We start from the raw sequence: 25,067 nt of genomic DNA, 5'->3' as shown, positions 1-25,067 counted from the left end.
GACAATGCAACTAGAAACGCATGCTATACGTAATGATATGATCGAGTTTACTTTTTATGATTTCAAGGACGAAAACATGAAGCAGTTGCTAACACTACTTTTTATCATTTCTGCATTTACTACGAGTGCGAATCAATTAAAAAACCACTCCTCCCCTTATCTAGCCCTTCATGGAAACGATCCCGTTAACTGGATGGAATGGGGCAAGCCTGCCTTGGATAAAGCAAAAAAGGAAAACAAGCTATTGCTTGTATCCGTTGGATATTTTGCCTGTCACTGGTGCCATGTGATGCAACGCGAAAGTTATTCAGATAAAGGTATTGCCTCAAAACTCAATAAAAACTATATCTCGGTAAAAGTTGATCGCGAATTAAATCCTGTTCTGGATAAGCGCTTAATCGAATTTGTTCAAGTCACTAATGGGACGGCTGGTTGGCCACTTAATGTATTCATTACACCAGATGGTTACCCTCTCGTTGGAGCAACTTATCTTCCAAGAAATCATTTCTCTAATGTGCTTAATCAATTGGATAAAAAATGGAAAACAGAACAGCCTGCTCTTTCCAAAAAAGCCAAAGAAATGAGCCAGACTTTAGTGTCAATGCTAGAAAAGCAAGAGAGAACTGTTAGCGGAGATATTTCACAATTGGCAGATAAATACGTTGATGAAGCTATGGAATACGCTGACACATTGCAAGGGGGCTTTGGACAAGACAGAAAGTTTCCTCAAATACCTCAACTATGGGCTTTGCTAAAACTGAATAAAAAACAAAAAGATAAAGAAGCAGACGAGTTTTTAAATTTAACACTTCAAAAGATGTCACAGCTAGGTCTTCATGATGAAGTAGCAGGTGGCTTTTACCGTTACACAATTGATCCAGATTGGGAAACACCACATTTTGAAAAGATGCTCTATACCAATGCATTAATGACTCTACTGTATTTTGATGCGGCAGATTATTATCTAAATTCTAACTACAGAGATATTGCACTAGAGACGTTGTATTTTTTACAAAACGAGATGCGAGGTGAAAAAAATGCCTATATAGCAAGTCTTTCAGCAGTAGATTCAAAAAATGAAGAAGGAGGTTATTACTTATGGCAGCAAGAAGAACTGAAGAAAATATTAACGCCCGAAGAGCTATTAGTAACGACTCATTTCTGGGGTCTAAATCGAGCAGCAGAACTACCAGCAGGCAACTTACCCAGACAAAAAATGAGTGTTAATGAATTAGCCAGCAAACTTGGCCTCAGTTATAGCGAAACCTCTAAAAAGCTCAAGAACCTTAAGTTTAAACTAAAACAACACCGAAATAAAACCAGAGAAATTCCACGTGATATAAAACTACTGTCAGGAATGAATGGGCTAACACTGGCTGCATTTGCCCGAGGATCTCAATATGACACCTCAATAAAGAGTAGTGGAAAAGATTTATCCGAATTTCTTATCAGTTTATGGGATGGTAAAGAGCTTCGTCGTTCTGCCGCGAATAACATGACAGGAACTTTCTATGATTATGCCGCTGTCTCTTGGGGTTTAATGAAATGGGGAATGGCTAATAAGGATGATGAAGCTAAAAAAATAGGACTAGAGATAGCAAACGTAGCTTGGGAAAAGTTTTACATTAATAATTTATGGATTGAAGATCCAGATAGTCTTTTACCTGAAGGGACCAACCAAGCACATCTACCTGATAGTGCCATTATTTCTGCAGAAGCACTGTTATTGGAGGCGAGCCTCCTAAGTAAAAATAAAGAGTTAGACAAAAAAATTAAACACACTCTAAAAATGGTCACTCGATCATTAGAAGTTGATATTTTTTCTTACGCATCTTTATTAGCATTAGCACATTTGAATTAAAAAAAAAGCCCTCAAATAGAGGGCTTTAATATTAACATGTAAGAACAATATCTATGGCGTTACAGTTACCGTTCTAGTGCTAGTAGTAGCATTGCCTGCAGCATCCACCGCTCTATATATAATCGTATGAGAACCAAGTATACTTGTATCTACTGGTAACCCAGAGATTGCAGTTGCAGTGACAGCACCATCAACATCATCAACCGCTGTGGCACCAGCATCTGTATAAGTACCGTTTTGCGCTACAGTCTCAGGGTTAACACCTGTAATGTAGATAACAGGCCCCGTTGTATCTGTAGAAACTACAGGCTCTGGAACTATCGCCGCATCATCTCTGTAGAAGAAAATCTTCTCAACACCATTAATTGTTAAATTAATGTAGTACCCATTATTATCAACAGCGGTGTTATTATCTATTAGTCTGAATGAGTTATTTGGACCAGTTTCGATAGTCACAACACTAGAATTTAGACTGTAAGTACTTGCATCAAGGATTTCTCCATCTCCGCTAATTGAGTACCAAACGTCGTTTTCTAATTCGCTAACCTCTGCGCCAGTTATTGGATTTACTACAACTAATGTGAGATTTCCTGAAGGTAGTGGTGGAGCAATTCCATCTGGATCATCAGTACAACCACCCCATGTACCATAAGGGCTATTTAAATTCGGTGGTGTCGTATCACTACTATTTACATCCGCAGCAAGTACAGGAAGTCTAAAGTCTGTGTATTCAATAAACTCAGTTCCATCAACTGTTACTGTCGCTTCGATTCTTTGTTCAGACCACCAGGCAGTATTCTTTGCATAAATTACTTCAACAACTATTTTACCGTTTTCATCAGTAACACCAGATCCAGTGACTGCCGCATCATGAGTTGGCTCAAGTGTTCCATTAAAGTTTATATCTTCACCACTATCTAAATTACCATCATTGTCAAAGTCTTCTGATACACAACTCGCTGTTACACCTTGAATAATAACAGTGTTAGTTGGATCATAAACAGATGCGCCACTCCATCCATCACCCGTATCCCACAAGCTTCCCTTGTAATAAGATTTAGGAACGATTTTGAATGATACATCCTGTCCTACAACAGGATTACCAGCACTATCTGTCACGATAACGCCAAACTGTTTATTATAGAAAATATCTTCTGCTTCCAGTAAATGATCATCTCCTAACACTATGCGAAGCGCATTACCACCAACAGTCAGTTTAATCTCGTCTTCAGCAACAGCTGGGTAACCTTGAATAAAGGTTTTAATAACAACCCCGTCTTTTGCACTTGACGAATTTCCTGCCGTATAAGATACCGATGCACGTCCAAGAGAATCGGTAATTGCAGTTGAACCACTCAATACACCATCAACGGTATCGGTTAAGCGGAAATCGATTATCTTATTTTTTACAGGATTATCATTAGTATCGCGTATTTTAGCTGTAATGGTACTAGTTCCATTAGGAGATACCAAAGTTGGGTCTGCTTGTGTATTCAAATAAGCAGGTGTTGTGGCAACAAACTCCCTGTTTAATGTTGTAGATAAACCGTCAGCTGTAGTAGCAGTAATAACGGTTTGACCAGCAGTAGACGATGAAATTGAAAATTTAGCTTTACCATCTGCATCTGTAACTGCGGTTTGACTAGTGATATCACCGCGTGTAGCACTTAACGTTATTGTTTTGCCTGATTGAGCAACACCATTTGTTGTCCAGATAAAATCAATGGAAGCATTTGTGTTTATATTTATTTCTTCAGATGAAGCTGACGATAATGCAAATTCATCACTCGATACTTCAATATGCTTTTCAAAGCTAGCACCTAGTACATTAGCCGTTATAGTATCTGTTCCACTTGCGTCACCAGTAACAGTAAATGCAATTTCACCGGCTGAATCAGTTTCGAAATTACTATCCGTTTTAATCGTATTACCTGCTGATGAAGTAAGTTCGACCACTTCATAAGCTATAGCTTTGTTGGAACTATCTTTCAACTTCAGTACAAAAGGATTGTCTTTATTCAAAGTAATAGCCTGAGGTCCGTCGATCGTTACCTCTGTACCAATCACCTCTACAGTAATCGATTTTGATGTATTACCAGACGATACCGTTACAGTTAATGTCTGGTTCGTAGCAGAACCTGGTGTTAATGTCGCTGTTTGAATCGAACCAGCTGTTACGACCGTCGTTTCTGTATCATCAGTTGCATCAACAGAGTCAGTCGTAGTGGTTACTGTTGCATTTTTAATTATGGTTGCATCTTTATCAACGGCGAAAGTAATGTCCGCGTCATCTATTGCAGTATTATTAGAATCTTTTGCGATAGCTGTAATCGTAATCGGAGAAGAACCATCTGATGCAAGTTGTCTAGAACTCACACTCAACTCAATAGAATCTGCAATTACTACTGCAGAATCGTCTCCTGATGAACTAGTGTCGCCATCCCCAAACGATGAGCCTCCGCCACCACAAGCAGTAAGAGCGATTGCTAATGCAATAGGCGATACAATTTTTACGAATTTAACTGACTTTGACATGAGAAGGACCCTTTTTATAATTCTTGTTGTTAGTTATTTTATTGTTGTAGCAGGTGTTTTCTTATTTTTATTACGATTAGTTTAGTTTTTATACCGTAATTCTGTCAAGAAACACCACCTATATTCAGACTAGTGGTATTACCTTGTATAAGTAAGTTTCTTAATAAACAATTACACCCCCCTACTTATAGGCACTTTTTTAGAAGCTTTTCTTAAATAGCCACTTATCTAAAAAAACATCGTCTTTTTATGTTTCTGCTAATATTGCTTTAATACTAAAAATAAAAGGTAAATGTTATGAGTCTCGGTCTTATTATATTTCTTGGTTTATTTGCAGCTCCTTTGTTTTGGGGTGTCGCTATCTTTAATCAACTGGTTACGCTTAAAAATAATACGAAGAAATCCTGGAGTAATATCGACGTATTGCTCAAACAACGTAATAGTGAGTTACCAAAACTCATAGATACATGTAAGCAACACATGAAATACGAACAGGAAACCTTAGAGAAAGTTATCAAGGCACGTAACCTGGTCGAGTCTGCGATGCAGTCTAAGAATATTCCTCAACTTGGTCCTGCTGAAATGAAACTAGAAGCCAGCCTAAACGGATTATTTGCAGTTGCGGAAGATTATCCTGAATTAAAAGCGAGCGATGCGTTTTTACGTTTACAAACGCGTATCAGTACGCTTGAAGAAAGCATCTCAGACCGCCGTGAGTTTTATAACGATACTGCTGCATTAAGCAATACAAGAATTCAACAATTTCCAGATAACATTGTGGCTAACATGTTTAGCTTCAAAGAATTTGATTTACTTGAGTTCCACATGAGCGAGTTGCAAGATGTAGACATAGCTGCAAACTTTATTTAACTCTTATTCACATTTAAATTAAAGTTTAGAAAGAATGATTTCTCGCTTTAAAGGACGGCTGTTCGTACTAATTAGCTCGTTCATTTATCCATTAGTGTTTTTAAGTTTATTGCTTTTTGACGAAACTCAACGATACGAAAAAGCAGTGCTAATGACTGCTTTTTCAGTAATGAGCCTGATTTTTTCTCTGCTTTTATACAGACGCATTCGTCTAATAGAAGACACCTCGCAAACCGTTTTGAATTCAGCTGCACAAGGTTATGTAGAGCTTGAAGGTAAAGCCTCTTTATATGATGGAGAGGTAGTCAGAGGACCTCATCCAGAACTCCCTCCCATGCTATGGTTTAGAAACTATTCCATAGATAGCTGGGCGGGTTTCATCTTAGGAGATGAAAAGGGCAGGTGTACAGTTGATCCTCGCGGTGCTGAAATCATTACCCCGCTATATACCTACAACCACCACACGTACAATGCAATTTATCCCGGTGAAAAAATATACGTTCTCGGCCAATTACATACCTTAAAAAAACAACGCAACGATTTTGAAATTAACAATTTGATGCTATCCAAACTTGCAGAGTGGAAACGCAATCACTTTAGTTTCCTAGAGTATTTTGATAAAAACAAAGACAGTAAAATCGACGATGGTGAACTAGAAACTGCCAAGCAGGCAGCCAGTAGAATGGTAGATTTAGCCCTAGAAGAAACCTACCAAAATCCCGCCACTCACGTAGTTTCTAATCCAGAGGATGGACGTCCCTACATTATAAGTAGCATCCACCCCGATGAACTTGTTGTTCGTTATAAACGTGCATTGGTTTTTCACTTATGTACATGGGTGATTTTGTCTATATATGTATTAGCCATGCAAGTTTATTAAACATAATTGTTATTGTTGTACTAATATCAACATCCATTATCTACATCCAAATCTAATAACAGTTCGTTAAAACCTGTTAACATCCTGCTATTAAAAACACTCACATGAATCATAAGGAATTGGTTTGTACCAAACACTGAATCAGCGCTTAGAAAAGATCGAATCAACTTGCGCAACTAAATTACTCAAAAAATCCCTGACAGGATTAGAAAAAGAGAGCCTTCGTGTTAATCCTGAGGGAACCATCTCGACGACTCCCCACCCTGAAGTGCTTGGCTCTGCTTTAACCAACCCGTGGATCACGACAGATTACGGCGAAGCGATGTTAGAGCTGATCACGCCACCATGTGATAGGGCTTACAAGTCACTCGACTTTCTATTAAATATAGAAATATTTGTTTATCAGCATTTGTCTGATAACGAATTACTCTGGACCAGCAGTATGCCTTGCGTGATTCGGGGCGAGCAAGATATCGACATTGCACAATATGGCTCGAGTAATGCCGGTAAGATGAAGTCTATTTACCGCCAAGGTCTGGCTGAACGCTACGGTAAAATTATGCAAGTGATTGCCGGCATTCACTTCAATTATTCAGTTGCTGTAGATTTCTGGCCTGCATTTCAAGAAATTGAAGGTGCTTCGGAGCAAGAACCGCAAGCATTTATCAATGAAAGATATATGGGGATGACGCGAAACATTCAACGTTACGGCTGGATCATTCCCTATTTATTTGGTGCCTCACCAGCAATCTGTAAATCATTCCTTGCGGGTCAACCCAAACCAGAATCCATGATCGAATTTAATGGAAACACCTATTATGAAAAATGGGGTACTTCATTAAGAATGGGTGATGTTGGTTACACCAACAGCAAAGAAGACAAAAGTGGCATCAAAGCAAATTACAACTCGCTCGAAAATTACATTGCCAGTCTTCGTTGTGCAATCAATACACCTTTTGAGGATTACGAAAGAATTGGCCTCAAAGATGGGGATAAGTATTTACAGTTAAATACCAATATCCTGCAAATCGAAAACGAATATTACAGCAGTGTTCGTCCTAAAAGAGTACTCAAGGGATTTGAAAAACCTACCGATGCGCTTGAAAGCAGAGGTATTCAATACGTAGAACTTCGTTCTGTTGATATCAATGTATTCAAACCAGCAGGACTGACGCATACTCAGCTCTATTTTCTAGAGATTTTCATGCTGTTTTGCCTATTGCAGGAAAGTCCTGAAATCTGTACCAAAGAAGCTGAAGAAATTGACAGCAATCAACATACTGTTGCACATCAAGGTCGCAAACCCGGATTAACCTTAAGTAATAAAGGTGAAGAAATCACACTTAAAGAGTGGGCAACGCAATTACTCGATGAAATGTCTGGTGTTGCCAACTTACTCAATAGTACACATGATGAGTCTTGTTACGCCAAAGCAATATCAGAACAAATGGAGCTGGTTAAAGATCCCAGCTTAACGCCTTCAGCCAAAGTACTTGATGAAGTACTGAATCGGGATGGAAGCTACTATCACTTTGCAAAACGCCAATCGGAAGAGCATCGTGACTATTTTATTAAAAGACAGTTAACGCCTGAAACACAGTCTGAAATTGAACTAATGGCAGAAAAATCAATCAAAGAGCAGAAGAAATTAGAATCGCAAGATACCTTGGATTTTGATACATTCTTACAGAAATACTTTGCCAATGAACTCTAGTTCGCAGCTTTCTTACATTACACCCATAAATTAATACTAAACACATACTATGAATAAACTATTTTCCATTATTAGAAACAACAAGGGTTTCATATTTTTTATCATATTTCTGTTTGTATTCAGAGGTGCGGTTGCTGATTGGCATCCAGTACCAACGGGCTCCATGAAGCCAACGATCTTAGAAGGTGATGTGGTTTGGGAAAATAAACTGGCTTACGATTTACAAATCCCATTCACGGATATTTCCCTAATGAGAACTGGCGAACCGAAGCGCGGTGAAATTATTGTATTTACCTCAGCGGCAGCAGACAAACGCATGATAAAACGTTTAATGGGATTACCAGGCGATACCATTGAAGTTCGAAATAACCAACTTTTCATTAATGATGAAGCTGCTCAATACACTAATTTAAGAGACGAAAAACTAGAGCCACAACGAGATATCGATAAAGAAGAAGGTGTTTATGCGCTTGAGTCACTCAGTGATTTAGAGCCTCATGTAGTTCAGGTAAAACCTACAGAATACAACCCTCTTAAGAACTTCGAAAAAATCACCATCCCTGAAGATCATTATTTCTTTATGGGCGACAATCGTGACAATAGTGCTGATTCACGTTATTACGGATTTGTTCCACGTTCTGAACTTCGAGGACATGCAACGCGCATACTTCTATCACTAAACACTAAAGACAGCTATAAACCACGTTTTGAGCGCTTTTTGGAAATGCTTAAATAGAAAAGGCACCCCCCTACTTTGGGGCACTTTTTTTAATTCAGCGTTGGTTATTATCAACGACAGAAGGCGATTTACTGACTAACTGTCATACAATCGCTGATCAGCAAACAATCACGATTGACTTCAAATCAGGATAATTAACACTAATTATCACACTGGTTTGAAATATGCTTCATGCTAAGATTTTATTATGTCTAATGATTGGCACTTTCCCACAACTTGTATTTGCGGGTGCGTCAAACACAATCAAAATTGGAATCAGTGTGGTTGTCAAAGAGCCAACGAAATGCGATTTTCATATAAGCACTGATGGGAATGCTGCCCTCTACAATGAATCATCTTCAAACTGCGTAATTCAAGCAGATAATTTAAAAAAGCATTTAAACAATATAAATTATCAGCAACACATTGAATCCAGTACTAATGAATTTGCCAGAATCGTTATGGTTGTTCAGTGATCACCGTTTTAGACTATTAATTAAATTTTAATATATCTAGCAAATCTATCAGTGCTTTATGCAGTTCGGGAGTTGCGGCTGAAACAACATCTCCTTTTGAATTCATATCCAGTTTTTTCCCTTTCCAATCAGTCACAATACCTCCCGCAGCTTCTATAACCGCAGACAAAGAAAAGTAATCATAAGGCTTTAGATCGTAATCGATAACAGCATCAATTTGCCCCTGAGCAAGTAATGCGTGAGGGTAGCAATCATAAGAAAACCGTCTGACCTTTCCGACTTTCAATAAACGTGAGAGCTTTTCCGGATGACCAGCAACCAGCTTTTCTCCTTCGTTAATATAAAGCACGCACTCGTCGAGACTTGTTTGATTCGAAACTTTTATGGGTTTGCCATTGCAAGTAGCAGATAAGCCAACAGCCCCACTGTATATTTCATTTAACATCGGCATAGAAATAACACCAGCAACTGGTACTCCAGATTTCACAAAAGCGAGTAAAAATCCAAATAGAGGGTTACCTGAAACGAAAGAGCGCGTTCCATCGATTGGATCGATAACCCATAAGTTATCATCAATCTCCCCCTTTATTCCGCTTTCTTCGCCCAGTATTCCATCGTCTGGATACTTTAAACTGATTGCGTTTTTAATTTCATTTTCAATGAGCTGATCAATGACAGTAACCGGGCTTTCATCTTCTTTGAAATCGACCTTGGTTGGCTGTCGAAAATACTGGCGAGCCAAGACTGCTGCTTCCTCAGCCCATGTCTCACAATCACTTAGAACTTGTGTGTAGTCGTAATCATCTGAACTTGTCATAATCATAGTCTCACTCCAATTTTTTGAATTAAGCATTTAGAAAATACTTAATTTAATCTTTATTCGATTTTTCAGAAATTATCTCAACACCGGTTTTTTCAAACGGTTTTAACTGCTCCGGTTTTACTCTACTATCTGTTATCAAATAATTAATTTCATTCGTTTCTGCGAAGCGCACGCGGTTCGTTTCACCAATCTTGGAATGGTCGCTTAAAATCACGCTTTTACTGGCTTTAGATATCATGGCTTTAGCGACTTCGGCCTCTTTTAAGGCATAAGAAAAAACACCTTTATCAGCATCGATGGCTACGGGCGAAATAAAAGCCAAGTTAACATTAAAGCGTTGGATTTCAGATAATGTTAGTTCGCCATAGGTTGCCGGTACGTCTGAGGTCAACTGCCCACCCAATAGAATAAGATCAATATCAGCACCACTAGCCTTGATCGTTTGTGCAATATCGATTGAATTTGTAACAACCATAATTCCTGCTAGCTTTGCCAGATAATGCCCAAAAGCAGAGGTCGTAGTACCCGCATCAACCATGATTGATTCACCGGGCTTAATGAGTGATACCGCCTTGCGTGCTATATCCTGTTTTGCTCGAGTCTGCACATTTTTGCGTTTTTCAAACGGGGCTTCATCGCCTTTGTTTGCTAAGACAGCGCCACCATGCACCCGGTCAATTAAGCCGCTATTCTCAAGCTCAAGCAGATCTCGTCGAACTGTCTCCCGGGAAACGGATAAAAACTCTGCAAGATCATTCGCACTCACTAATGACTTGTTATTAAGCAGTGAGAGGATGCGTTGATGTCGTTCTTTAGGCCACATTATGCTGCCCCGACTTTATTTTTTGATTGCATCGATAAAATTAATTTCATAATACCCAGAGAAAGACAAACAACCGCCATGACACAGGTAGAAAAAGCCGCTGCTTGAGAGGTTAACCCTGCATCATCGAGTCGCATTATTGTTACAGCAGCCACATCAAGCTGCGGAGTTGTCAAAAAGATAACCGCAGATAAAGTCACCATAGAACGCATAAAGAGAAAGAAAAAAACTGACACCAACATGGGAGCAATAAAAGGGACGATGACGCTTATTGCGGTTCTTCCCAAACCCGCGCCTAAAGTACTCGATGCTTCTTCAAGTGCTGCAGGGAACTGTCTAAAACCTGTCATCACCGTTAAAAAAGCTTGCGTATGATAGTGATAAAAATTAATTGCAGCAATCAATATGGCCGTTCCATACAAAACATGAAGCGGAGTTGACGTAGAGTTGAAAGTCAGAATATAGGCAAGACCTAACACTATCCCTGGAACTGCCGCTGGCATTGCCGCTAACACTTGAAGTGCCTGAGATAATTTTTGTGGTAACCGAAGCAACCCAAAAGCCAGAATGAATATTAAGAATGTGCCACCGATTGCTGCACCTAATGAAATTGCAATCGTTATCCACAAAGAGGAGTATCCACCCGCCAACGTTATATCAAAATGTTTAAACGTAAAATCAAAATTGTAAGGCCAAAGTTTTACAAAACTCGCATAAACCACAATACCAATCACCGCAAGTATAGCCCCGATGATTAAGTAGCATGCAATCGCCATCGGGATATCTCTATAAGGCATGAATTTAGGAACAAAGGGCTGGATATTAGTACTGGTTTTTCCTTGCTGGCGCTGCATTGCTTTGCGCTCAATATAATAGGAGATGACCGTGGGCAACAGCAGCATAATACCCACCACAGCACCCATATTGAAATTACGTAACCCTATGACTTGTGTATATATTTCAGTCGCAAGTACGGAATAGTCGCCACCAATAACTGCCGCATTACCAAAGTCTGTGATCGTTATGATGAATACGACAAAAGCAGCGTTGAGCACAGCATAATAAATAGCAGGCAGTGTTAGATCTCGGAACTGTCGTAATGGTTTTGCTCCCATAATCTCTGCCGCTTCATATAAACGCTGATCCAATAACACTAACGATGCGCTAATAATCATAACGACCTGAGGGAGGGCATATAAGGTATTTGCAATGGTTAAGCCCCAGAACCCATAGATGTCTAGCTCTAGACCAAAAAAGCGATTAATCACACCATTACGACCCAACAGAAATATCAACCCAAGCGCCTGAACCAGCGAGGGTGCGAGTAACGGCAAAATAATGACCGCGCGTATTAACCACTTACCTTTGAATGAACAACGATGCAGCCCTAGCGCAATGATAAACCCAAAAAGAACACTAAATACCATGGTCGTCAAACCCATTAACATCGAGTGTCGAGTGGCACGCCAGAAACCTGTTGATGAAAGTGTTTCTATATAGTTTTGTAAGCCCAATCCACCGTCAGGCAAAGTGATCGAACGAATAAAAACAATGTACATCGGATAAAGAAAAAATAGTGCCAACGCTACCAGCGGAATAACCACACAGGTTATTGTTAAGAGCTTATCTCCATCAAAACCTCTACTGGATACTGCTTTCATGAGGCTGTCTCTACAGCATCATTGAGAACCCAGTTACAATCAGCGGGATTTATCTGCAGCGATACATTCTGATTTTCTTCGAGATCTATTGCGCCGTGTACTTCTACAATCAAATCACCCAGCGTACTTTCTAGTTTGATCTTACTTAAGTTACCTAGAAAACCGATGGATTTGACTAGCGCATCGCCATTTACGTTAGGTTCAATCTTGATTGCTTCTGGGCGAATACAGGCATCATAAAGCTCATCATCGCCTTCGGGTCGCATACCGAGTAATTCCGGCATAAAACTTCTAATAACTTCAGTCTTGATGAGGTTACTTGTTCCCATGAAATCAGCAACAAATCGTGTTGCTGGTTTTTGATACAGTTCTTTCGGTGTTCCAGCCTGCACTACTGCACCTTGATTCATACAAATGATTTTGTCGGCCAGCGCTAGTGCTTCCTCTTGATCGTGAGTCACCATTAACGTGGGAATTCCTAATGCACGTTGCAATTGTAAAATTTCATCGCGCAAATCTCCGCGTACTTTTGCGTCCAGTGCTGAAAGTGGCTCATCGAGTAAAAGAACTCGTGGATCAACGGCAATCGCTCGCGCCAGTGCAACACGTTGTTGCTGACCGCCTGAAAGCTGACCAGGAAATTTGTCTGCAATCTGTGGCAATTTTATCAAATCTAATAATTCAGTAACTCGTGTATTTATTTGATTAACAGGAGTGTCCCTGATTTTTAATCCATAACCGATATTTTCGGCAATCGTCATATTAGGAAATAAAGAATAGGACTGAAAAACGATGCCAAATCCGCGTTTGCGTGCAGGAAGTCCAGACAAAGACTCACCCTCTAATGTCACTTCACCACTATCGATATCAGTTAAGCCAGCGATGAGTCGTAACAATGTGGTTTTGCCACACCCGCTTGGGCCTAAAAGGCAGACGAATTCACCTTGTTCAATGGATATAGATACATCATCTAAAGCGGTGAATGACCCATAAAGTTTGGTTGCGTTACGCACAGTTAAATACATGAATGATTCATTCCATGAAATATTGTCACTTACGTGATTTACATGAATACCATACTAAACATCATTAATATGATACGAATAGAAGTAGCCTACGAACAGATAGCTATAACAAGCATCTATTCGCAGGCTCTTTAGATTAGCGTGCGAACTTTTCTCGCCATTCCGCTTTGATTGCAGTCTGTCGACCAGCTGACTCAACGAAATTAACCGGTGCAAGGATGGTGCTTAAATCTGCAGGAAGACCAGATGCTTTTGCAGCTTCTGACTGTGTAACACCTGGCATAGTGATTAATGCTTTATACTGGCCAAACATAGTGATTGCGCTATCTGACATGCTCCAATCTAGAAAACGTTTTGCATCTTTTTTGTTATCGCTGCTCGCTAAAAGCCCTGATGCTTCTAGTTCATAACCAACGCCGCCTTTAGGAAATACCATTGCTAGCGGATAGCCGTCTTCGATTGATTTCATGGCTGTAAAGGCTAACGAAATACCGACGGTATATTCACCTGTTCTTGCAGCTTTACAAGGCTTTGAACCTGATGACGTATATTGCGCCATGTTTGGATCAACCGCTTCAAGTTGCGCCCAACCTTTTTCCAGGCCTAGTGACTGCAAAACTGCATTCACGTGTAAATAGCCAGTACCTGATGAATTAGGATCAGGCATCAACACTTCACCTTTAAATTTAGGGTCAGCCAGATCTGCCCAGCTTTCTGGCATTTTCAAGCCTTTCTTTTCAAGGCGTTCTTTATTTACACAAAACGCTCCCATATACCCCATTTGAGCAAACCATTTGCTGTCAGCATCGCGAAACTCCGGGGCGAGTTTTTCGACACCAGCAACTTTAACGGGTTCGAGTAATTTTAAAACTTGTGGATCCATCATGGCTGTCACAGCCCAACCCCAGATCACATCAGCTTGTGGATTATCAGCTTCAGCGAGTAAGCGTGCCCCCAGTTTACCGGTAGATAAGCGCAGTACGTTTATATCTACATCTGGCATCGCTTTCTTGGCAGCTTTCATATAAACCGCAATTTCTTCTTCCTCGAGCGCACTATACACCGTAAGAGATTCAGATAAGGCAGCGGTTGAAGCACTAAATAAGACCATCGAAGCAGTAAGTTTAAGCAGAATGTTTTTCATATCTTTTCCCTATTTCCATTGTTGAGGTGCATGTAAGCCAGTGAAATTCGCAGATTTCAAACTAAACTCGTTTATCTCCTCCAATATGACCCAATCAAGAGAGACTCATTGTTGGATGATTGGGTAATTATGTGCTTTTGTGTTATTTTGTGTATTTAATACATATTATTGGATTTTAAAAATAATTACAAGGGCTTTAAAAACAAGGAATACCATTAAGAATTAACGAGATATAGGGATAGCTAACACCATAGCCACCCCCCTACTTATAGGCCGTTTTTTTTATTATCAGATCTAAGTAGTTATCAAAAGAACATCAGTCACTAACAGGCTTTAACATCCCTTTATCAACAATAAAGTCGATAACTGCCTCAACATTTTCACCATCTTTCAAGTTGGTAAAAAGATAAGGTTTATCGCCACGCATACGTTTGGTATCTTGATCCATGACTTCCAGAGAAGCACCCACCATCGGCGCTAAATCGGTTTTATTGATAATTAATAGATCAGACTTGGTTATGCCAGGACCACCTTTTCGTGGAATCTTATCGCCGGCGGCAACATCAATCACATAGATTGTTAGATCAGACAATTCAGGGCTGAATGTGGCACTCAGGTTATCTCCACCGCTTTCGATAATCACAAAATCAAGATCTGGGAAACGATCACACATAGTATCCACAGCAGACAAGTTGATCGATGCATCCTCACGAATCGCAGTATGTGGACAACCACCTGTTTCAACGCCCATGATACGATCGGCATCAAGCGCATTATGGCGAAGTAAAAACTCTGCATCTTCTTTGGTGTAAATATCATTAGTGACGACGGCAAGGTCGTAATCGTCCTGCATTCTTTTGCATAGTTGACGCAGTAATGCTGTTTTTCCTGACCCTACTGGGCCGCCAACACCAACGCGTAATACTTGATCATTGCTCATTTAAACTCTTCCTTATTTATTCATTCTTTCAAGAAAATTTATAACTCAAGATCTGAACAATCTTGAATACTGTGTTTCATGCTGCGCACTAAGAATTGCCATCATCGGTAACGATGCGCCAATATCATCATCTTCAATCAATGTGCTCTGCTCAACGATATTAGGGATCTTAGGCAGCAAATCAGAAAGCACTTTCTGTCCATCTGTTTGACCAAGTGGCACTAGTTTAATCGCTGCAGCGATCTGATTATCCAGCCACGACCAGACAAAACCATTGGCCGCCTGTTGGATATCTATGTTCCATTTGTTCGCCGCCAGGGTGAATAATGTGATGAAACAAAGATCATTTCTTTTATGCAGTGCTTTGGCTTCGGTAACATCCAGATCTTTTAGCAATCTTGCTAGTGCAAGTCCCAAGTGATGATCCTCACTGCGCAATTCGTTTGTTTCTCTTTGCGCACGCAGTATTTGATTCCACTGCATCACAACATTCAAATCTTCATTTTGCCAAGCATGGTATAGACGAAAAAAAATCGGCAGATCGACATGTTTCAGACTCAACTCAAGCGAATCTGTTAACCACACGCGAAGTGCTTTACTGTCTTTAATGATCCCTGAATCAATCGCTGATTCCAGGCCTTGCGAGTATGCAAATGCACCTACAGGAAGCGTTGGACTGCTGAGTTGTAACAGCTTAAGCAGGCTTAGATGTGAATCAGTCATGAGAATGACTGTGGTTATGGTCATGATCGTGGCTTTGATCATGCTTATGGCTATGATCATGCGCGTGATCATCCGCATGATGGTGATGCCCGCCGCCACTGTATGCGCCAGATTCTGGTTCGAAAGGTGCCTGCTCAGTGGTCACCTCCAAGCCTAAACCTCTGACCATTTCATCTAATACATGATCATGCTGATAGCGCAATTCGGTCGCATCAATCTGCAACGGAATGTGTCGATTTCCAAGGTGATAGCACGCCTTTGCTAATAACAATGGATCATCACAATGCACGGTAGATACTGTTTCTGCCGCCGCTTTAATTTCTACTACGGTTTCACCATCGGTGCTGATGATTAAATCTCCATCTTGAAAACTGGTGCCCTTGGCAAAAAACAAACCACCATCGCGACCATCATCCAGAGTGACTTTCAGTCTGCTTTTTTCACGCTGATCTTTTCCCAGCGTTAAGGTCGTTTCAGCTGTAGCGTCTGTTTTATCTATCTTTTTTTCGAATTTAATCATTTACTTTTTATACTCAAACGAGTCATTAAAACAAGAAGTAACGCTGCGCAAGCGGCAACACATCAGCTGGCTCGCAAGTTAATAAATTGCCATCGGCACGTACTTCATAGGTTTGTGAATCGACTTCGATTTTTGGCATATAGCTGTTGTGGATCATGTCGGTTTTCTTCACCGTACGGCAGCCTTTGGTCTCACCAATCAAACTCTTTAAATTGAGCTGGTCGGTTATACCTGCATCGATGCTCGCTTTAGAAAGGAAGGTCATTCTTGTGGCTAAACGCGCACCACCATAAGCACCAAACATGGGACGATAATGCACAGGTTGGGGCGTTGGTATAGAAGCGTTTGGATCACCCATCGGTGCTGATGCAATCATTCCGCCTTTGATAATCATGCTGGGTTTAGTGGCAAAAAAAGCTGGTTTCCACAAAACGATATCAGCAAGTTTACCGACTTCAATCGAACCTATTTCATGGGACATTCCATGAGAAAGTGCAGGGTTAATCGTATATTTAGCGATATAGCGCTTAATACGATTATTGTCATTTTGTGCGGGATCACCGTCGAGACTTCCGCGTTGTACTTTCATTTTATGTGCAGTTTGCCATGTGCGGCTTATGACTTCTCCGACGCGCCCCATCGCTTGCGAATCAGACGCAATCATCGAAAACGCACCCAAGTCATGCAATATATCCTCAGCAGCAATTGTTTCTCTACGAATACGTGATTCAGCAAATGCCACGTCTTCAGCGATGCTTGGATCAAGGTGATGACAAACCATCAGCATATCAAGATGTTCATCAACCGTGTTTATGGTGTAAGGACGCGTTGGATTTGTTGATGATGGTAAAACATTTAGTTCACCACATGCTTTGATGATATCAGGGGCGTGACCTCCGCCTGCACCTTCCGTATGAAACGTATGAATGGTGCGTTCTTTAAAAGCGGCAATCGTGTCTTCAACAAATCCAGATTCATTGAGCGTATCGGTATGTATCGCCACTTGAATATCGTGACGTTCTGCAACAGATAAACAGGTATCGATTGAAGCAGGTGTTGTTCCCCAATCTTCATGCAGTTTTAGACCCATCACACCAGCTTCAACTTGCTCATCCAATGCTTCTGGTAAACTCGCATTCCCTTTACCCATGAATCCTAAGTTCATCGGGAATTCTTCCGCAGCTTCTAACATGCGGTGAATATTCCATGGGCCTGGGGTACACGTAGTGGCGTTGGTTCCGGTCGCTGGTCCTGTTCCTCCACCCAGCATCGTTGTAACGCCAGACGTTAGTGCTTCTTCAATTTGTTGCGGACAAATGAAATGGATGTGTGCATCGATGCCACCCGCAGTGATTATTGAACCTTCTCCTGCGATCGCTTCTGTTCCCGGACCTACAATAATATCAACATTGGGCTGTACATCAGGATTACCTGCTTTGCCGATTCCTGAGATTCGACCGTTCTTGATACCTATATCTGCTTTTATTATTCCCCAATGATCTACTATCAGGGCATTAGTTATTACTGTATCGGCAACTTCTGCTGATACTCGCTGGCTTTGACCCATGCCGTCGCGGATAACTTTTCCGCCACCAAATTTCACTTCATCACCATAGGTTGTGAGATCTTTTTCGACCTCCAGCCAGAGTTCTGTATCACCTAAACGTAAACGATCACCCGTCGTAGGTCCGTACATTTCTGCGTAGGCTTGTCGGCTTATCTTACTCATTAGAGTCCTCAACTGTATTTAGTCGTCCACTGTTTTTAATCATCAAAGCGCTCCCATAACTTCGGCATTGAAACCATAAATCTTGCGGTCACCCGCATATTCAACAAGCGTTACCGAACGTGTTTGCCCAGGCTCAAAACGAACTGCTGTACCTGCAGCAATATCCAGTCTAAAACCTCTGGTTTTTTCACGGTCAAAGAGCAGTGCATGGTTTGTTTCGTAAAAGTGATAATGCGAGCCCACTTGAATAGGACGATCTCCACTATTAGCAACTTCTACCGTTACCGAATTTCTACCGACATTTAATTCAATGTCACCAGCAGCTACAATCATTTCTCCGGGAATCATTCTAAAGCTCCTCTAGTCCTATACGATTGGGTTATGCACGGTCACCAGCTTGGTGCCATCAGGAAAAGTCGCTTCTACCTGCACGTCATGAATCATTTCTGGAATCCCTTCCATGACATCATCACGCGTAAGAAGCGTTTGCCCAAAACTCATTAATTCAGCAACCGTTCTGCCATCACGAGCGCCTTCCATAATGGCAGCGCTGATAAAAGCAATCGCTTCTGGGTAGTTGAGTTTTACGCCACGATCTTTGCGTCTTTCTGCAAGTAAAGCCGCAGTAAAAATAAGCAGTTTGTCTTTTTCTCTGGGTGTTAAATCCATTCTAAATCCACCTTTTTAATCTGTAACTGGGACAGGTGTTTAATTTTAGAATTAAAGTCACCCCCCCACTTTTGAGCACTTTTTCTTAACGTTGAAGGAACACTATTGATAAATAGGAAAAGCATTTATGTAGCCCATATCCTTGGATGGCAGGCATCTCTTCCCATCACTTCAGGTCGAAGAGCCATCCAGATTAATTTAAGTATTGTCGAAATCTGTTCTGCATATTGCCCAAGGCAACGCGCTACTAAAATATCATCGAGCAATGTAATGCCGACTTGTTGATTGCCACCGATGCCTGTTATTGCCTCACGTGCTTTTTCGAGTAATTGAGGCGTAACATGCGTCGCAATAAAAGTACCGAAACAAGGATACCCGGCCAAACTGGCAGGGCTTTGTAATGCGTCATTGTTAATAATTTTTAAGCGATCAAGTAACAACGGTTCTCCATTTCTGGTGATTTCAAGTTTGGTGTCAACCTTGCCACTATTGAACAATTCTTTTGATGCAGGTCTTCCGTAGCAATTAATTTCCCACCCCATGAAACGCGCTGATTCTTCTAGTTCTATCCGTGTGGTTAATTGCGTGTGGGTTCCATCAAAAAATATATTTTCCTGAGGAAACCACTCCAGTGATGAGTCATTCAAAACAGTGAGTATTTGAATCTGTTTTGCCAATTTTCCTGTATTACGATAAAACTTGGTTGCACCCGGTGTGGTTATTAATGCATTAGCCTGTTTAGCTGCTTCTACATTGATATGCAGCTCATCCCCACCAACAACACCACCCGGTGGATGCAATAAGTACAAGTGGCAAACATCACCTTCCGGATAGAAAGGGCGTTGTACCGTCAAAGGTCCGCATTGCGTTCGACTCGCTAATACAGATTTACCAGAGCGTTTCTCAAACCCTAGAGTCAAATGCGCCTTCCAGCCCTGTGAATCCGTCTGTTTTGTCTGGGGCTTAATTGAGGGCTTTGATGATTGTTCTGTTAATGGCTGAATTGCAGGCACTTGTTATTTCTTAACTCGTTGCTTTATCGCTTTAGGTAAACGTTTAATTACGTAAAATCCAGCTGCCATTAGCGACAGGTAAATACTTACTGTGACTACAGCATGAAACATCAAATGCATTACTGAAACGTTTTCGTGCCCTGAATGAGCAGATGCTGTGACTGAAAAGCCCAGGCTTAAAAACACAGTAATTACTGTTAGAAATAATTTAGTCATAGCATATATCCTCACGCATTTTAAATGGCTCTTAAAAGTTAACGTACTGTTTGCCGAAAATGTCAGCTTTTTATGGTGCAAAATTCAACACACCATGACAGAACGAAATACTCTAAACACCTAATGCAGTTTATATGCCAATGTTGATCTAATAATATTAGCTAATTTGGTAGTTAGGTGAGTTAGAACGGCGTCACATTTAATCGTTTTGGTGCAATAACCGCAGTTTTAGCACCTTGGTGGTGCAAATATTGTTAGATGATATTAATGATGGCTCAAAAAACGTAAACACACGGCTGTCGCCGAGGTTCTGTTTTCTACACCTAATTTTCTAAATATCGGTTCTAGATGCTTATTAACCGTTCTTGGACTCATTGATAATATTTGACCAATTTCTCGATTGGTTTTCCCCCGTACCAGCCAAAACAATACTTCTGATTCTCTCTCTGTGACGGAGAAGCGCTCGCAAAATAATTCGCGTGTACTGATTTCATCATCATTAGTCAGCCTGAGTAAGTATTCACCGGGTGCTGGTCTTCCTAGAAAACACACCTGAATCGGTTTATCAAAATCTTTGAGCCACAGGCTTCCATGCTTCTCTGGATTTGAGGATAGCCAAAACCGGATTTGCTCAGACATCAATTCAGAATTTTCTTCAGTATTAATACCGGCACTTTCCAATAGCTTTTGCGCCGTATTTGTGGCCCATATTATTTTGGCGTTTGCGTCACAGGTAAATGCTAGTTGACCAATCTGATTCAATGCTTTGTGAGCACTTCGTGTCGACTTTGAATTCCTTAAATGTACTTTGATTCTTGCCAATAACTCATCGAACTGTACGGGTTTATTAATGTAATCAACCCCACCCGCATCCAAGCTTTGAAACAGATAATCTTTGTCACTTAAGCCCGTCATAAAAATAACGGGTATATCCGTTAAATCACTATTTTTCTTTAGCTCTTTGCAGGCTTCTACGCCATCCATTATCGGCATGATAATGTCCATTAAAATAATGTCGGGCACCATGCGGTTAGCTATTGAAATAGCTTGTTCACCATTCATTGCGACCAGCACTGTATAACCTTCATTGATCAATGCTTCATTGATCATACCCAGCGCTTCCGCGGAATCATCGGCAACTAATACGATGCCTTTTGTTTCTTTTTCAATCATGAATCTAAGCCTTTTTCAGCCAATGAAATAATTTTTGCAAACTTACAACATTTCACATATTTGCGAATCCGTTTAACAAGTTCTTGATTACTTTCTAATTTATCCATGCGTGTTAATATTTTTTCGATACCTTGTATATACCCTATTTCCGCCATTGAGATAAGTTCATGACAATCACTTTTTTTAATCCCGCTGAATAGAGTTGTTAAGTCTGGTTTATCTTTAGGTTCTGTTTTTTTGTTTTTAAGCAGTCCTTTCTCGGTTTCATAAGTCCACCTTAAACCCAACACATTGGCGATTTTATCCAGCAGCAAATTATCATTAATAGGTTTGGTTAAATAATCATTGTGCAGCCTCTTATCAGCATCAACATCCTGATTTTTAGGATTGTTTTCAGGGCTTTCAAAAGCATCAGCAGATACCATAATAATGGGGGTTTTTATGCCTCTATTTCGCAGAACTTTCACTAATTGCCACCCATTCATGCCTGGCATAGAGATGTCGAGCAGAAACAAATCGACGTTTTTATCCTCCAAACCTTCTAAACAGTTATAAGCGTCAGAAGCCTCTAAAACGTCAAAATTAAGCGGTAATAGAATTTCACTGATTAGACCACGATGTGAAGGTTCATCATCGACCACCATGATGGTTTTTTTACTACCTTCATAAGACGCTATGCGCCTGATAACTTCGGTGCGTAAAGTAGGCTCTGAAACATTCGGCAACATCAGGGATAATTGAAAACTACTGCCTTTGCCGTGTTCGCTTTGCAGGGTGATTTCGCCCCCCATTATTTCGGCAAAAAATTTGCTAATCGTTAGCCCTAAACCGACACCTGGAATTTGTGGAGAATCAAGAGTGCGGATTCTTTCAAAAGGTTGAAAAATAAGTTCTTTATCTTCCGTTCCAATTCCCACCCCGGTATCTGAAATTATAAATTTAGCCACTTGATTGCGATAGATAACCGAAAAAGTCACCCCCCCACTTTGGGTGTATTTTATTGCGTTCGAAAGCAGGTTGATGAGTATCTGTCTCAAGCGCTTTTCATCCCCAATGACAACATCAGGGATCTGATTCGTGACGTCATATTCAAACGTCAAATCTTTAGCATCCGCCTGCATGCTAAACATCTCTGCCAAATCATCTACTAACATTTTTAACGGCAGTTGATCGCGTCGCAATTCGATTCGACCTGCTTCAATTCGGGATATATCCAGCATACCTTCGATCAAATCGTTTAGATGCTCGCCACTACGATGAATCAATGTCAGCTTGGCTTCCTGATCTTCGAGCAAGCGTTGATCTTTCTCTAATAACTGCGTGTAACCTAGTATTGTATTTAAAGGGCTTCTTAATTCATGACTGATACCGATAAGGTATCTGCTTTTGGCCAGATTGGCTGAATCTGCCGTTTTCATTGCCTCTTGCAGTGCTTGTCCTGTCTGTCCGTGAGCTTTTATCTCTTTGCTCAGCAAATGCGTTTGGCGTTGCGATTCTTCTAGTGCAAATTGTCGGCTTTCTGTCGCTAATACAAATAACCAAACTAATACACCCACAATGATCATTAGCAGAACAAATACATTCTTCATCGCTGATGTAATTAATTCGTTTGCCTCTATATTCTCATTAGGAACCTGTTGATAAACAAGCCAGAAAACCGTTGCTATCAAAGAAGAAATCAAACTAAGCAAGAATACAAATTGCAGCAATCTATTATCAATTTTAGCGGCAATATTATGCGGCAAAATGCTATTGATAAATAATTTCAGTTGATCATTAAATCTAGCACCAGCCTTACATTGATCATGACAGCGCCCGTCTAATGAGCAGCATAAAGAACAAATAGCTCCTCCGTAAGCTGGGCATGAGGTCATATCCTCTGTCTCAAAATCATTTTGACAAACAGTACAGGTCAAGATTCTTGTTGATGTTTTTTGTAGATTTGATTTACGCGCTATGTAGTATTTCCCTTTGGTATAGATTGCAATGATCGGAGACACTATAAATGCTGTTACCAAAGAAATATAAGGTGACAAAGCATGAGCTAATTCACCAAATACCCCAGTATAAGAGACGATACCAGCAACTGAAGCAATAAGCATTGCACCAAAACCAACCGGATTAATATCGTATAAATGTGCACGCTTGAATTCTATGTGCTTCGGGCTATAACCAAGTGGTTTGTTAATGACTAAATCTGCGACTAGTGCTCCTACCCACGCTACCGCCACATTGGCGTAAACGCCGAGTATATGCTCTAGCGCTTCATATATACCCAGCTCCATCAGTAGCAAAGCTATTGTTACGTTGAAAACCAGCCAGACAACTCGCCCAGGATGACTGTGAGTTAAACGAGAGAAGAAGTTTGACCAGGCAATAGACCCTGCATAAGCATTTGTTACGTTAATTTTTAATTGGCTGATAATAACGAAGATACCGGTTAGTGCTAAAACCACGTTTGGGGAGTCTGTTAAAAAACTAAACGCAATTAAGTACATTTGAGTTGGATTATCAGCAAGTTCCTCCGGTATTCCATGGTTTATAGCAAGCACCACCAGAAATGAACCAGCTAGGATTTTAATCGCTCCGACTATAATCCACCCAGGTCCAGCAGAGATAAGAGCTAACCACCAACGGCGACTATTCGATGCATTCTTCTCAGGTAAAAAACGTAAAAAATCAACTTGTTCTCCTATTTGTGCGATTAACGAGAATATGACGCCTGATGCCGCACCAAAAAAGATCAGATTAAAGCCGGTAGTATTCTGTTGCTGTTCCAGGGTTCCTTTATAGTTTGTCCAGTCTTCAACAGCAGACCATTCATAATAAAGAATAAAAACAAATGGGAGTATTTGTAATACCAACCAAAGTGGCTGACTCCATAATTGAAAACGACTGATAAAGGTTATTCCGTGAGTCGCTAGCGGTATGACCATTAATGAGCTCAGCAGATAAGCAATGCTAAGCGGTATATCGAATAGCATTTCCAGTGCCAGCGACATTATTGCGGCTTCTATGGCAAAGAAAATAAAGGTAAAAGAGGCATAAATTAGCGAGGTTATGGTTGAACCAATATAGCCAAAACCTGCCCCTCTGGTAAGTAAATCAATGTCTACACCATAGCGCGCCGCATAATAGCTAATTGGCAAACTTGTAAGAAATATAATAAGTGAAACGACCATCACCGCGATCACGGTATTGTCAAAACCATAACGTAGAGTAATCGCACCACCAATGGCTTCTAACGCCAGAAAAGAGATAGCCCCCAAAGCAGTGTTAGAGACACGTGACACCGACCATAAACGTCCGCTTTTTGCGGTAAAACGTAACGCATAATCTTCCATCGTCTGGTTGGCAGCCAAACGATTGTATTTTCTTCTGAATTTTGAAACATGCTGTTCATTCATACCAATGTCACTCAAACCAAACTATTTAATCAGGATTAACATCCCTATTTAATCCAGTTCGGATCATATAAAGACAGCCTCTACTATCGGTATACAAGTTTCATGCCAAAGGATATGCGTCAAATGACGTACCTCACTGGTGCGAAT

At 40.6% G+C, this 25,067-nt stretch carries 22 protein-coding genes; 6 read left to right on the top strand and 16 right to left on the bottom strand.

Annotated elements, in window-relative coordinates:
* The first annotated feature begins 76 nt into the window (after window positions 1–76).
* Complete coding sequence (locus EV695_RS04860; protein ID WP_165874620.1) at window positions 77–1,861, top strand: thioredoxin domain-containing protein; 1,785 nt, start codon at window positions 77–79, stop codon at window positions 1,859–1,861.
* 51 nt (window positions 1,862–1,912) lie between these two features.
* Here the strand turns inward: EV695_RS04860 and EV695_RS04855 are convergent, their stop codons facing one another.
* Window positions 1,913–4,396, bottom strand: coding sequence for an immunoglobulin-like domain-containing protein (locus tag EV695_RS04855; protein ID WP_131904768.1), 2,484 nt, complete (start codon window positions 4,394–4,396; stop codon window positions 1,913–1,915).
* Window positions 4,397–4,693: 297 nt separating this feature from the next.
* Here EV695_RS04855 and EV695_RS04850 point away from each other — a divergent pair, with 297 nt between their 5' ends.
* From EV695_RS04850 to EV695_RS04830, 5 genes are all read left to right on the top strand, one after another.
* Window positions 4,694–5,266, top strand: a complete 573-nt coding sequence (locus EV695_RS04850) for a LemA family protein (RefSeq protein WP_131904767.1) — start codon at window positions 4,694–4,696, stop codon at window positions 5,264–5,266.
* A 151-nt stretch (window positions 5,267–5,417) separates the two neighbouring features.
* Window positions 5,418–6,146: a hypothetical protein gene (locus tag EV695_RS04845; protein WP_131904766.1), complete on the top strand. Its 729-nt coding sequence runs from the start codon at window positions 5,418–5,420 to the stop codon at window positions 6,144–6,146.
* 124 nt (window positions 6,147–6,270) lie between these two features.
* Complete coding sequence (gene gshA / locus EV695_RS04840; protein ID WP_131904765.1) at window positions 6,271–7,860, top strand: glutamate--cysteine ligase; 1,590 nt, start codon at window positions 6,271–6,273, stop codon at window positions 7,858–7,860.
* Window positions 7,861–7,909: 49 nt separating this feature from the next.
* Window positions 7,910–8,596 (top strand): signal peptidase I, encoded by a 687-nt coding sequence (gene lepB / locus EV695_RS04835; protein ID WP_131904764.1) that lies wholly within the window; start codon window positions 7,910–7,912, stop codon window positions 8,594–8,596.
* 197 nt (window positions 8,597–8,793) lie between these two features.
* A complete protein-coding gene (locus EV695_RS04830; protein WP_165874619.1) occupies window positions 8,794–9,054 on the top strand; it encodes a hypothetical protein in 261 nt (86 codons plus the stop codon).
* 16 nt (window positions 9,055–9,070) lie between these two features.
* On the opposite strand, the gene EV695_RS04825 is transcribed toward EV695_RS04830, so the two are convergent.
* From EV695_RS04825 to EV695_RS04755, 15 genes are all read right to left on the bottom strand, one after another.
* A complete protein-coding gene (locus tag EV695_RS04825) occupies window positions 9,071–9,877 on the bottom strand; it encodes an inositol monophosphatase family protein (RefSeq protein ID WP_131904762.1) in 807 nt (268 codons plus the stop codon).
* Window positions 9,878–9,923: 46 nt separating this feature from the next.
* Window positions 9,924–10,700, bottom strand: coding sequence for a DeoR/GlpR family DNA-binding transcription regulator (locus tag EV695_RS04820; RefSeq protein ID WP_131904761.1), 777 nt, complete (start codon window positions 10,698–10,700; stop codon window positions 9,924–9,926).
* Window positions 10,700–12,361 carry an ABC transporter permease subunit gene (locus EV695_RS04815; protein WP_131904760.1) on the bottom strand — a complete coding sequence of 554 codons (1,662 nt, stop codon included), beginning with the start codon at window positions 12,359–12,361 and terminating at the stop codon, window positions 10,700–10,702. The genes EV695_RS04820 and EV695_RS04815 overlap by 1 nt, the downstream gene beginning before the upstream one ends.
* Entirely contained in the window at window positions 12,358–13,386 is a 1,029-nt protein-coding gene (locus EV695_RS04810; protein WP_131904759.1) for an ABC transporter ATP-binding protein, read from the bottom strand. The genes EV695_RS04815 and EV695_RS04810 overlap by 4 nt, the downstream gene beginning before the upstream one ends.
* Window positions 13,387–13,522: 136 nt before the next feature.
* Window positions 13,523–14,530: an ABC transporter substrate-binding protein gene (locus EV695_RS04805; protein WP_131904758.1), complete on the bottom strand. Its 1,008-nt coding sequence runs from the start codon at window positions 14,528–14,530 to the stop codon at window positions 13,523–13,525.
* A gap of 316 nt (window positions 14,531–14,846) precedes the next feature.
* Window positions 14,847–15,470 (bottom strand): urease accessory protein UreG, encoded by a 624-nt coding sequence (gene ureG / locus EV695_RS04800; protein ID WP_131904757.1) that lies wholly within the window; start codon window positions 15,468–15,470, stop codon window positions 14,847–14,849.
* A gap of 45 nt (window positions 15,471–15,515) precedes the next feature.
* On the bottom strand, window positions 15,516–16,217 hold the full coding sequence (locus tag EV695_RS04795) for an urease accessory protein UreF (RefSeq protein ID WP_131904756.1): 702 nt from the start codon (window positions 16,215–16,217) through the stop codon (window positions 15,516–15,518).
* Window positions 16,186–16,713 (bottom strand): urease accessory protein UreE, encoded by a 528-nt coding sequence (ureE, locus tag EV695_RS04790; RefSeq protein WP_131904755.1) that lies wholly within the window; start codon window positions 16,711–16,713, stop codon window positions 16,186–16,188. The genes EV695_RS04795 and ureE overlap by 32 nt, the downstream gene beginning before the upstream one ends.
* A 25-nt stretch (window positions 16,714–16,738) precedes the next feature.
* Window positions 16,739–18,442, bottom strand: a complete 1,704-nt coding sequence (gene ureC, locus EV695_RS04785) for an urease subunit alpha (RefSeq protein ID WP_131904754.1) — start codon at window positions 18,440–18,442, stop codon at window positions 16,739–16,741.
* Window positions 18,443–18,484: 42 nt separating this feature from the next.
* On the bottom strand, window positions 18,485–18,790 hold the full coding sequence (locus tag EV695_RS04780) for an urease subunit beta (protein ID WP_131904753.1): 306 nt from the start codon (window positions 18,788–18,790) through the stop codon (window positions 18,485–18,487).
* An 18-nt stretch (window positions 18,791–18,808) separates the two neighbouring features.
* Entirely contained in the window at window positions 18,809–19,111 is a 303-nt protein-coding gene (gene ureA / locus EV695_RS04775) for an urease subunit gamma (RefSeq protein ID WP_131904752.1), read from the bottom strand.
* A gap of 125 nt (window positions 19,112–19,236) precedes the next feature.
* Window positions 19,237–20,124 (bottom strand): urease accessory protein UreD, encoded by an 888-nt coding sequence (locus EV695_RS04770; RefSeq protein ID WP_243651471.1) that lies wholly within the window; start codon window positions 20,122–20,124, stop codon window positions 19,237–19,239.
* A 3-nt stretch (window positions 20,125–20,127) separates the two neighbouring features.
* The gene (locus tag EV695_RS04765) at window positions 20,128–20,340 is read right to left on the bottom strand and encodes a hypothetical protein (protein WP_131904751.1); all 213 of its coding nucleotides are present in this window, start codon (window positions 20,338–20,340) and stop codon (window positions 20,128–20,130) included.
* A 264-nt stretch (window positions 20,341–20,604) separates the two neighbouring features.
* A complete protein-coding gene (locus EV695_RS04760; protein WP_131904750.1) occupies window positions 20,605–21,513 on the bottom strand; it encodes a response regulator transcription factor in 909 nt (302 codons plus the stop codon).
* Entirely contained in the window at window positions 21,510–24,920 is a 3,411-nt protein-coding gene (locus EV695_RS04755; protein ID WP_131904749.1) for a hybrid sensor histidine kinase/response regulator, read from the bottom strand. The genes EV695_RS04760 and EV695_RS04755 overlap by 4 nt, the downstream gene beginning before the upstream one ends.
* Between the last annotated feature and the right edge of the window lie 147 nt (window positions 24,921–25,067).

The sequence above is a fragment of the Cocleimonas flava genome, assembly GCF_004339015.1.
Classification (GTDB): domain Bacteria; phylum Pseudomonadota; class Gammaproteobacteria; order Thiotrichales; family Thiotrichaceae; genus Cocleimonas; species Cocleimonas flava.
The sequence above is the reverse complement of the archived record's forward strand: the minus strand, read 5'-3'. Positions and strand labels throughout refer to the sequence as shown.

Bases quoted from the DNA above. Each gene is read 5' to 3' on its own strand.
- EV695_RS04850 (WP_131904767.1), top strand. From the start codon at position 4,694: ATGAGTCTCGGTCTTATTATATTTCTTGGTTTATTTGCAGCTCCTTTG.
- ureE (WP_131904755.1), bottom strand. From the start codon at position 16,713: ATGATTAAATTCGAAAAAAAGATAGATAAAACAGACGCTACAGCTGAA.
- EV695_RS04845 (WP_131904766.1), top strand. From the start codon at position 5,418: ATGACTGCTTTTTCAGTAATGAGCCTGATTTTTTCTCTGCTTTTATAC.
- EV695_RS04780 (WP_131904753.1), bottom strand. From the start codon at position 18,790: ATGATTCCCGGAGAAATGATTGTAGCTGCTGGTGACATTGAATTAAAT.
- EV695_RS04820 (WP_131904761.1), bottom strand. From the start codon at position 10,700: ATGTGGCCTAAAGAACGACATCAACGCATCCTCTCACTGCTTAATAAC.
- EV695_RS04795 (WP_131904756.1), bottom strand. From the start codon at position 16,217: ATGACCATAACCACAGTCATTCTCATGACTGATTCACATCTAAGCCTG.
- EV695_RS04825 (WP_131904762.1), bottom strand. From the start codon at position 9,877: ATGATTATGACAAGTTCAGATGATTACGACTACACACAAGTTCTAAGT.
- ureA (WP_131904752.1), bottom strand. From the start codon at position 19,111: ATGGATTTAACACCCAGAGAAAAAGACAAACTGCTTATTTTTACTGCG.
- EV695_RS04810 (WP_131904759.1), bottom strand. From the start codon at position 13,386: ATGTATTTAACTGTGCGTAACGCAACCAAACTTTATGGGTCATTCACC.
- EV695_RS04855 (WP_131904768.1), bottom strand. From the start codon at position 4,396: ATGTCAAAGTCAGTTAAATTCGTAAAAATTGTATCGCCTATTGCATTA.
- EV695_RS04815 (WP_131904760.1), bottom strand. From the start codon at position 12,361: ATGAAAGCAGTATCCAGTAGAGGTTTTGATGGAGATAAGCTCTTAACA.
- ureC (WP_131904754.1), bottom strand. From the start codon at position 18,442: ATGAGTAAGATAAGCCGACAAGCCTACGCAGAAATGTACGGACCTACG.
- EV695_RS04760 (WP_131904750.1), bottom strand. From the start codon at position 21,513: ATGATTGAAAAAGAAACAAAAGGCATCGTATTAGTTGCCGATGATTCC.
- EV695_RS04805 (WP_131904758.1), bottom strand. From the start codon at position 14,530: ATGAAAAACATTCTGCTTAAACTTACTGCTTCGATGGTCTTATTTAGT.
- ureG (WP_131904757.1), bottom strand. From the start codon at position 15,470: ATGAGCAATGATCAAGTATTACGCGTTGGTGTTGGCGGCCCAGTAGGG.
- EV695_RS04830 (WP_165874619.1), top strand. From the start codon at position 8,794: ATGATTGGCACTTTCCCACAACTTGTATTTGCGGGTGCGTCAAACACA.
- EV695_RS04860 (WP_165874620.1), top strand. From the start codon at position 77: ATGAAGCAGTTGCTAACACTACTTTTTATCATTTCTGCATTTACTACG.
- EV695_RS04755 (WP_131904749.1), bottom strand. From the start codon at position 24,920: ATGAATGAACAGCATGTTTCAAAATTCAGAAGAAAATACAATCGTTTG.
- EV695_RS04765 (WP_131904751.1), bottom strand. From the start codon at position 20,340: ATGACTAAATTATTTCTAACAGTAATTACTGTGTTTTTAAGCCTGGGC.
- lepB (WP_131904764.1), top strand. From the start codon at position 7,910: ATGAATAAACTATTTTCCATTATTAGAAACAACAAGGGTTTCATATTT.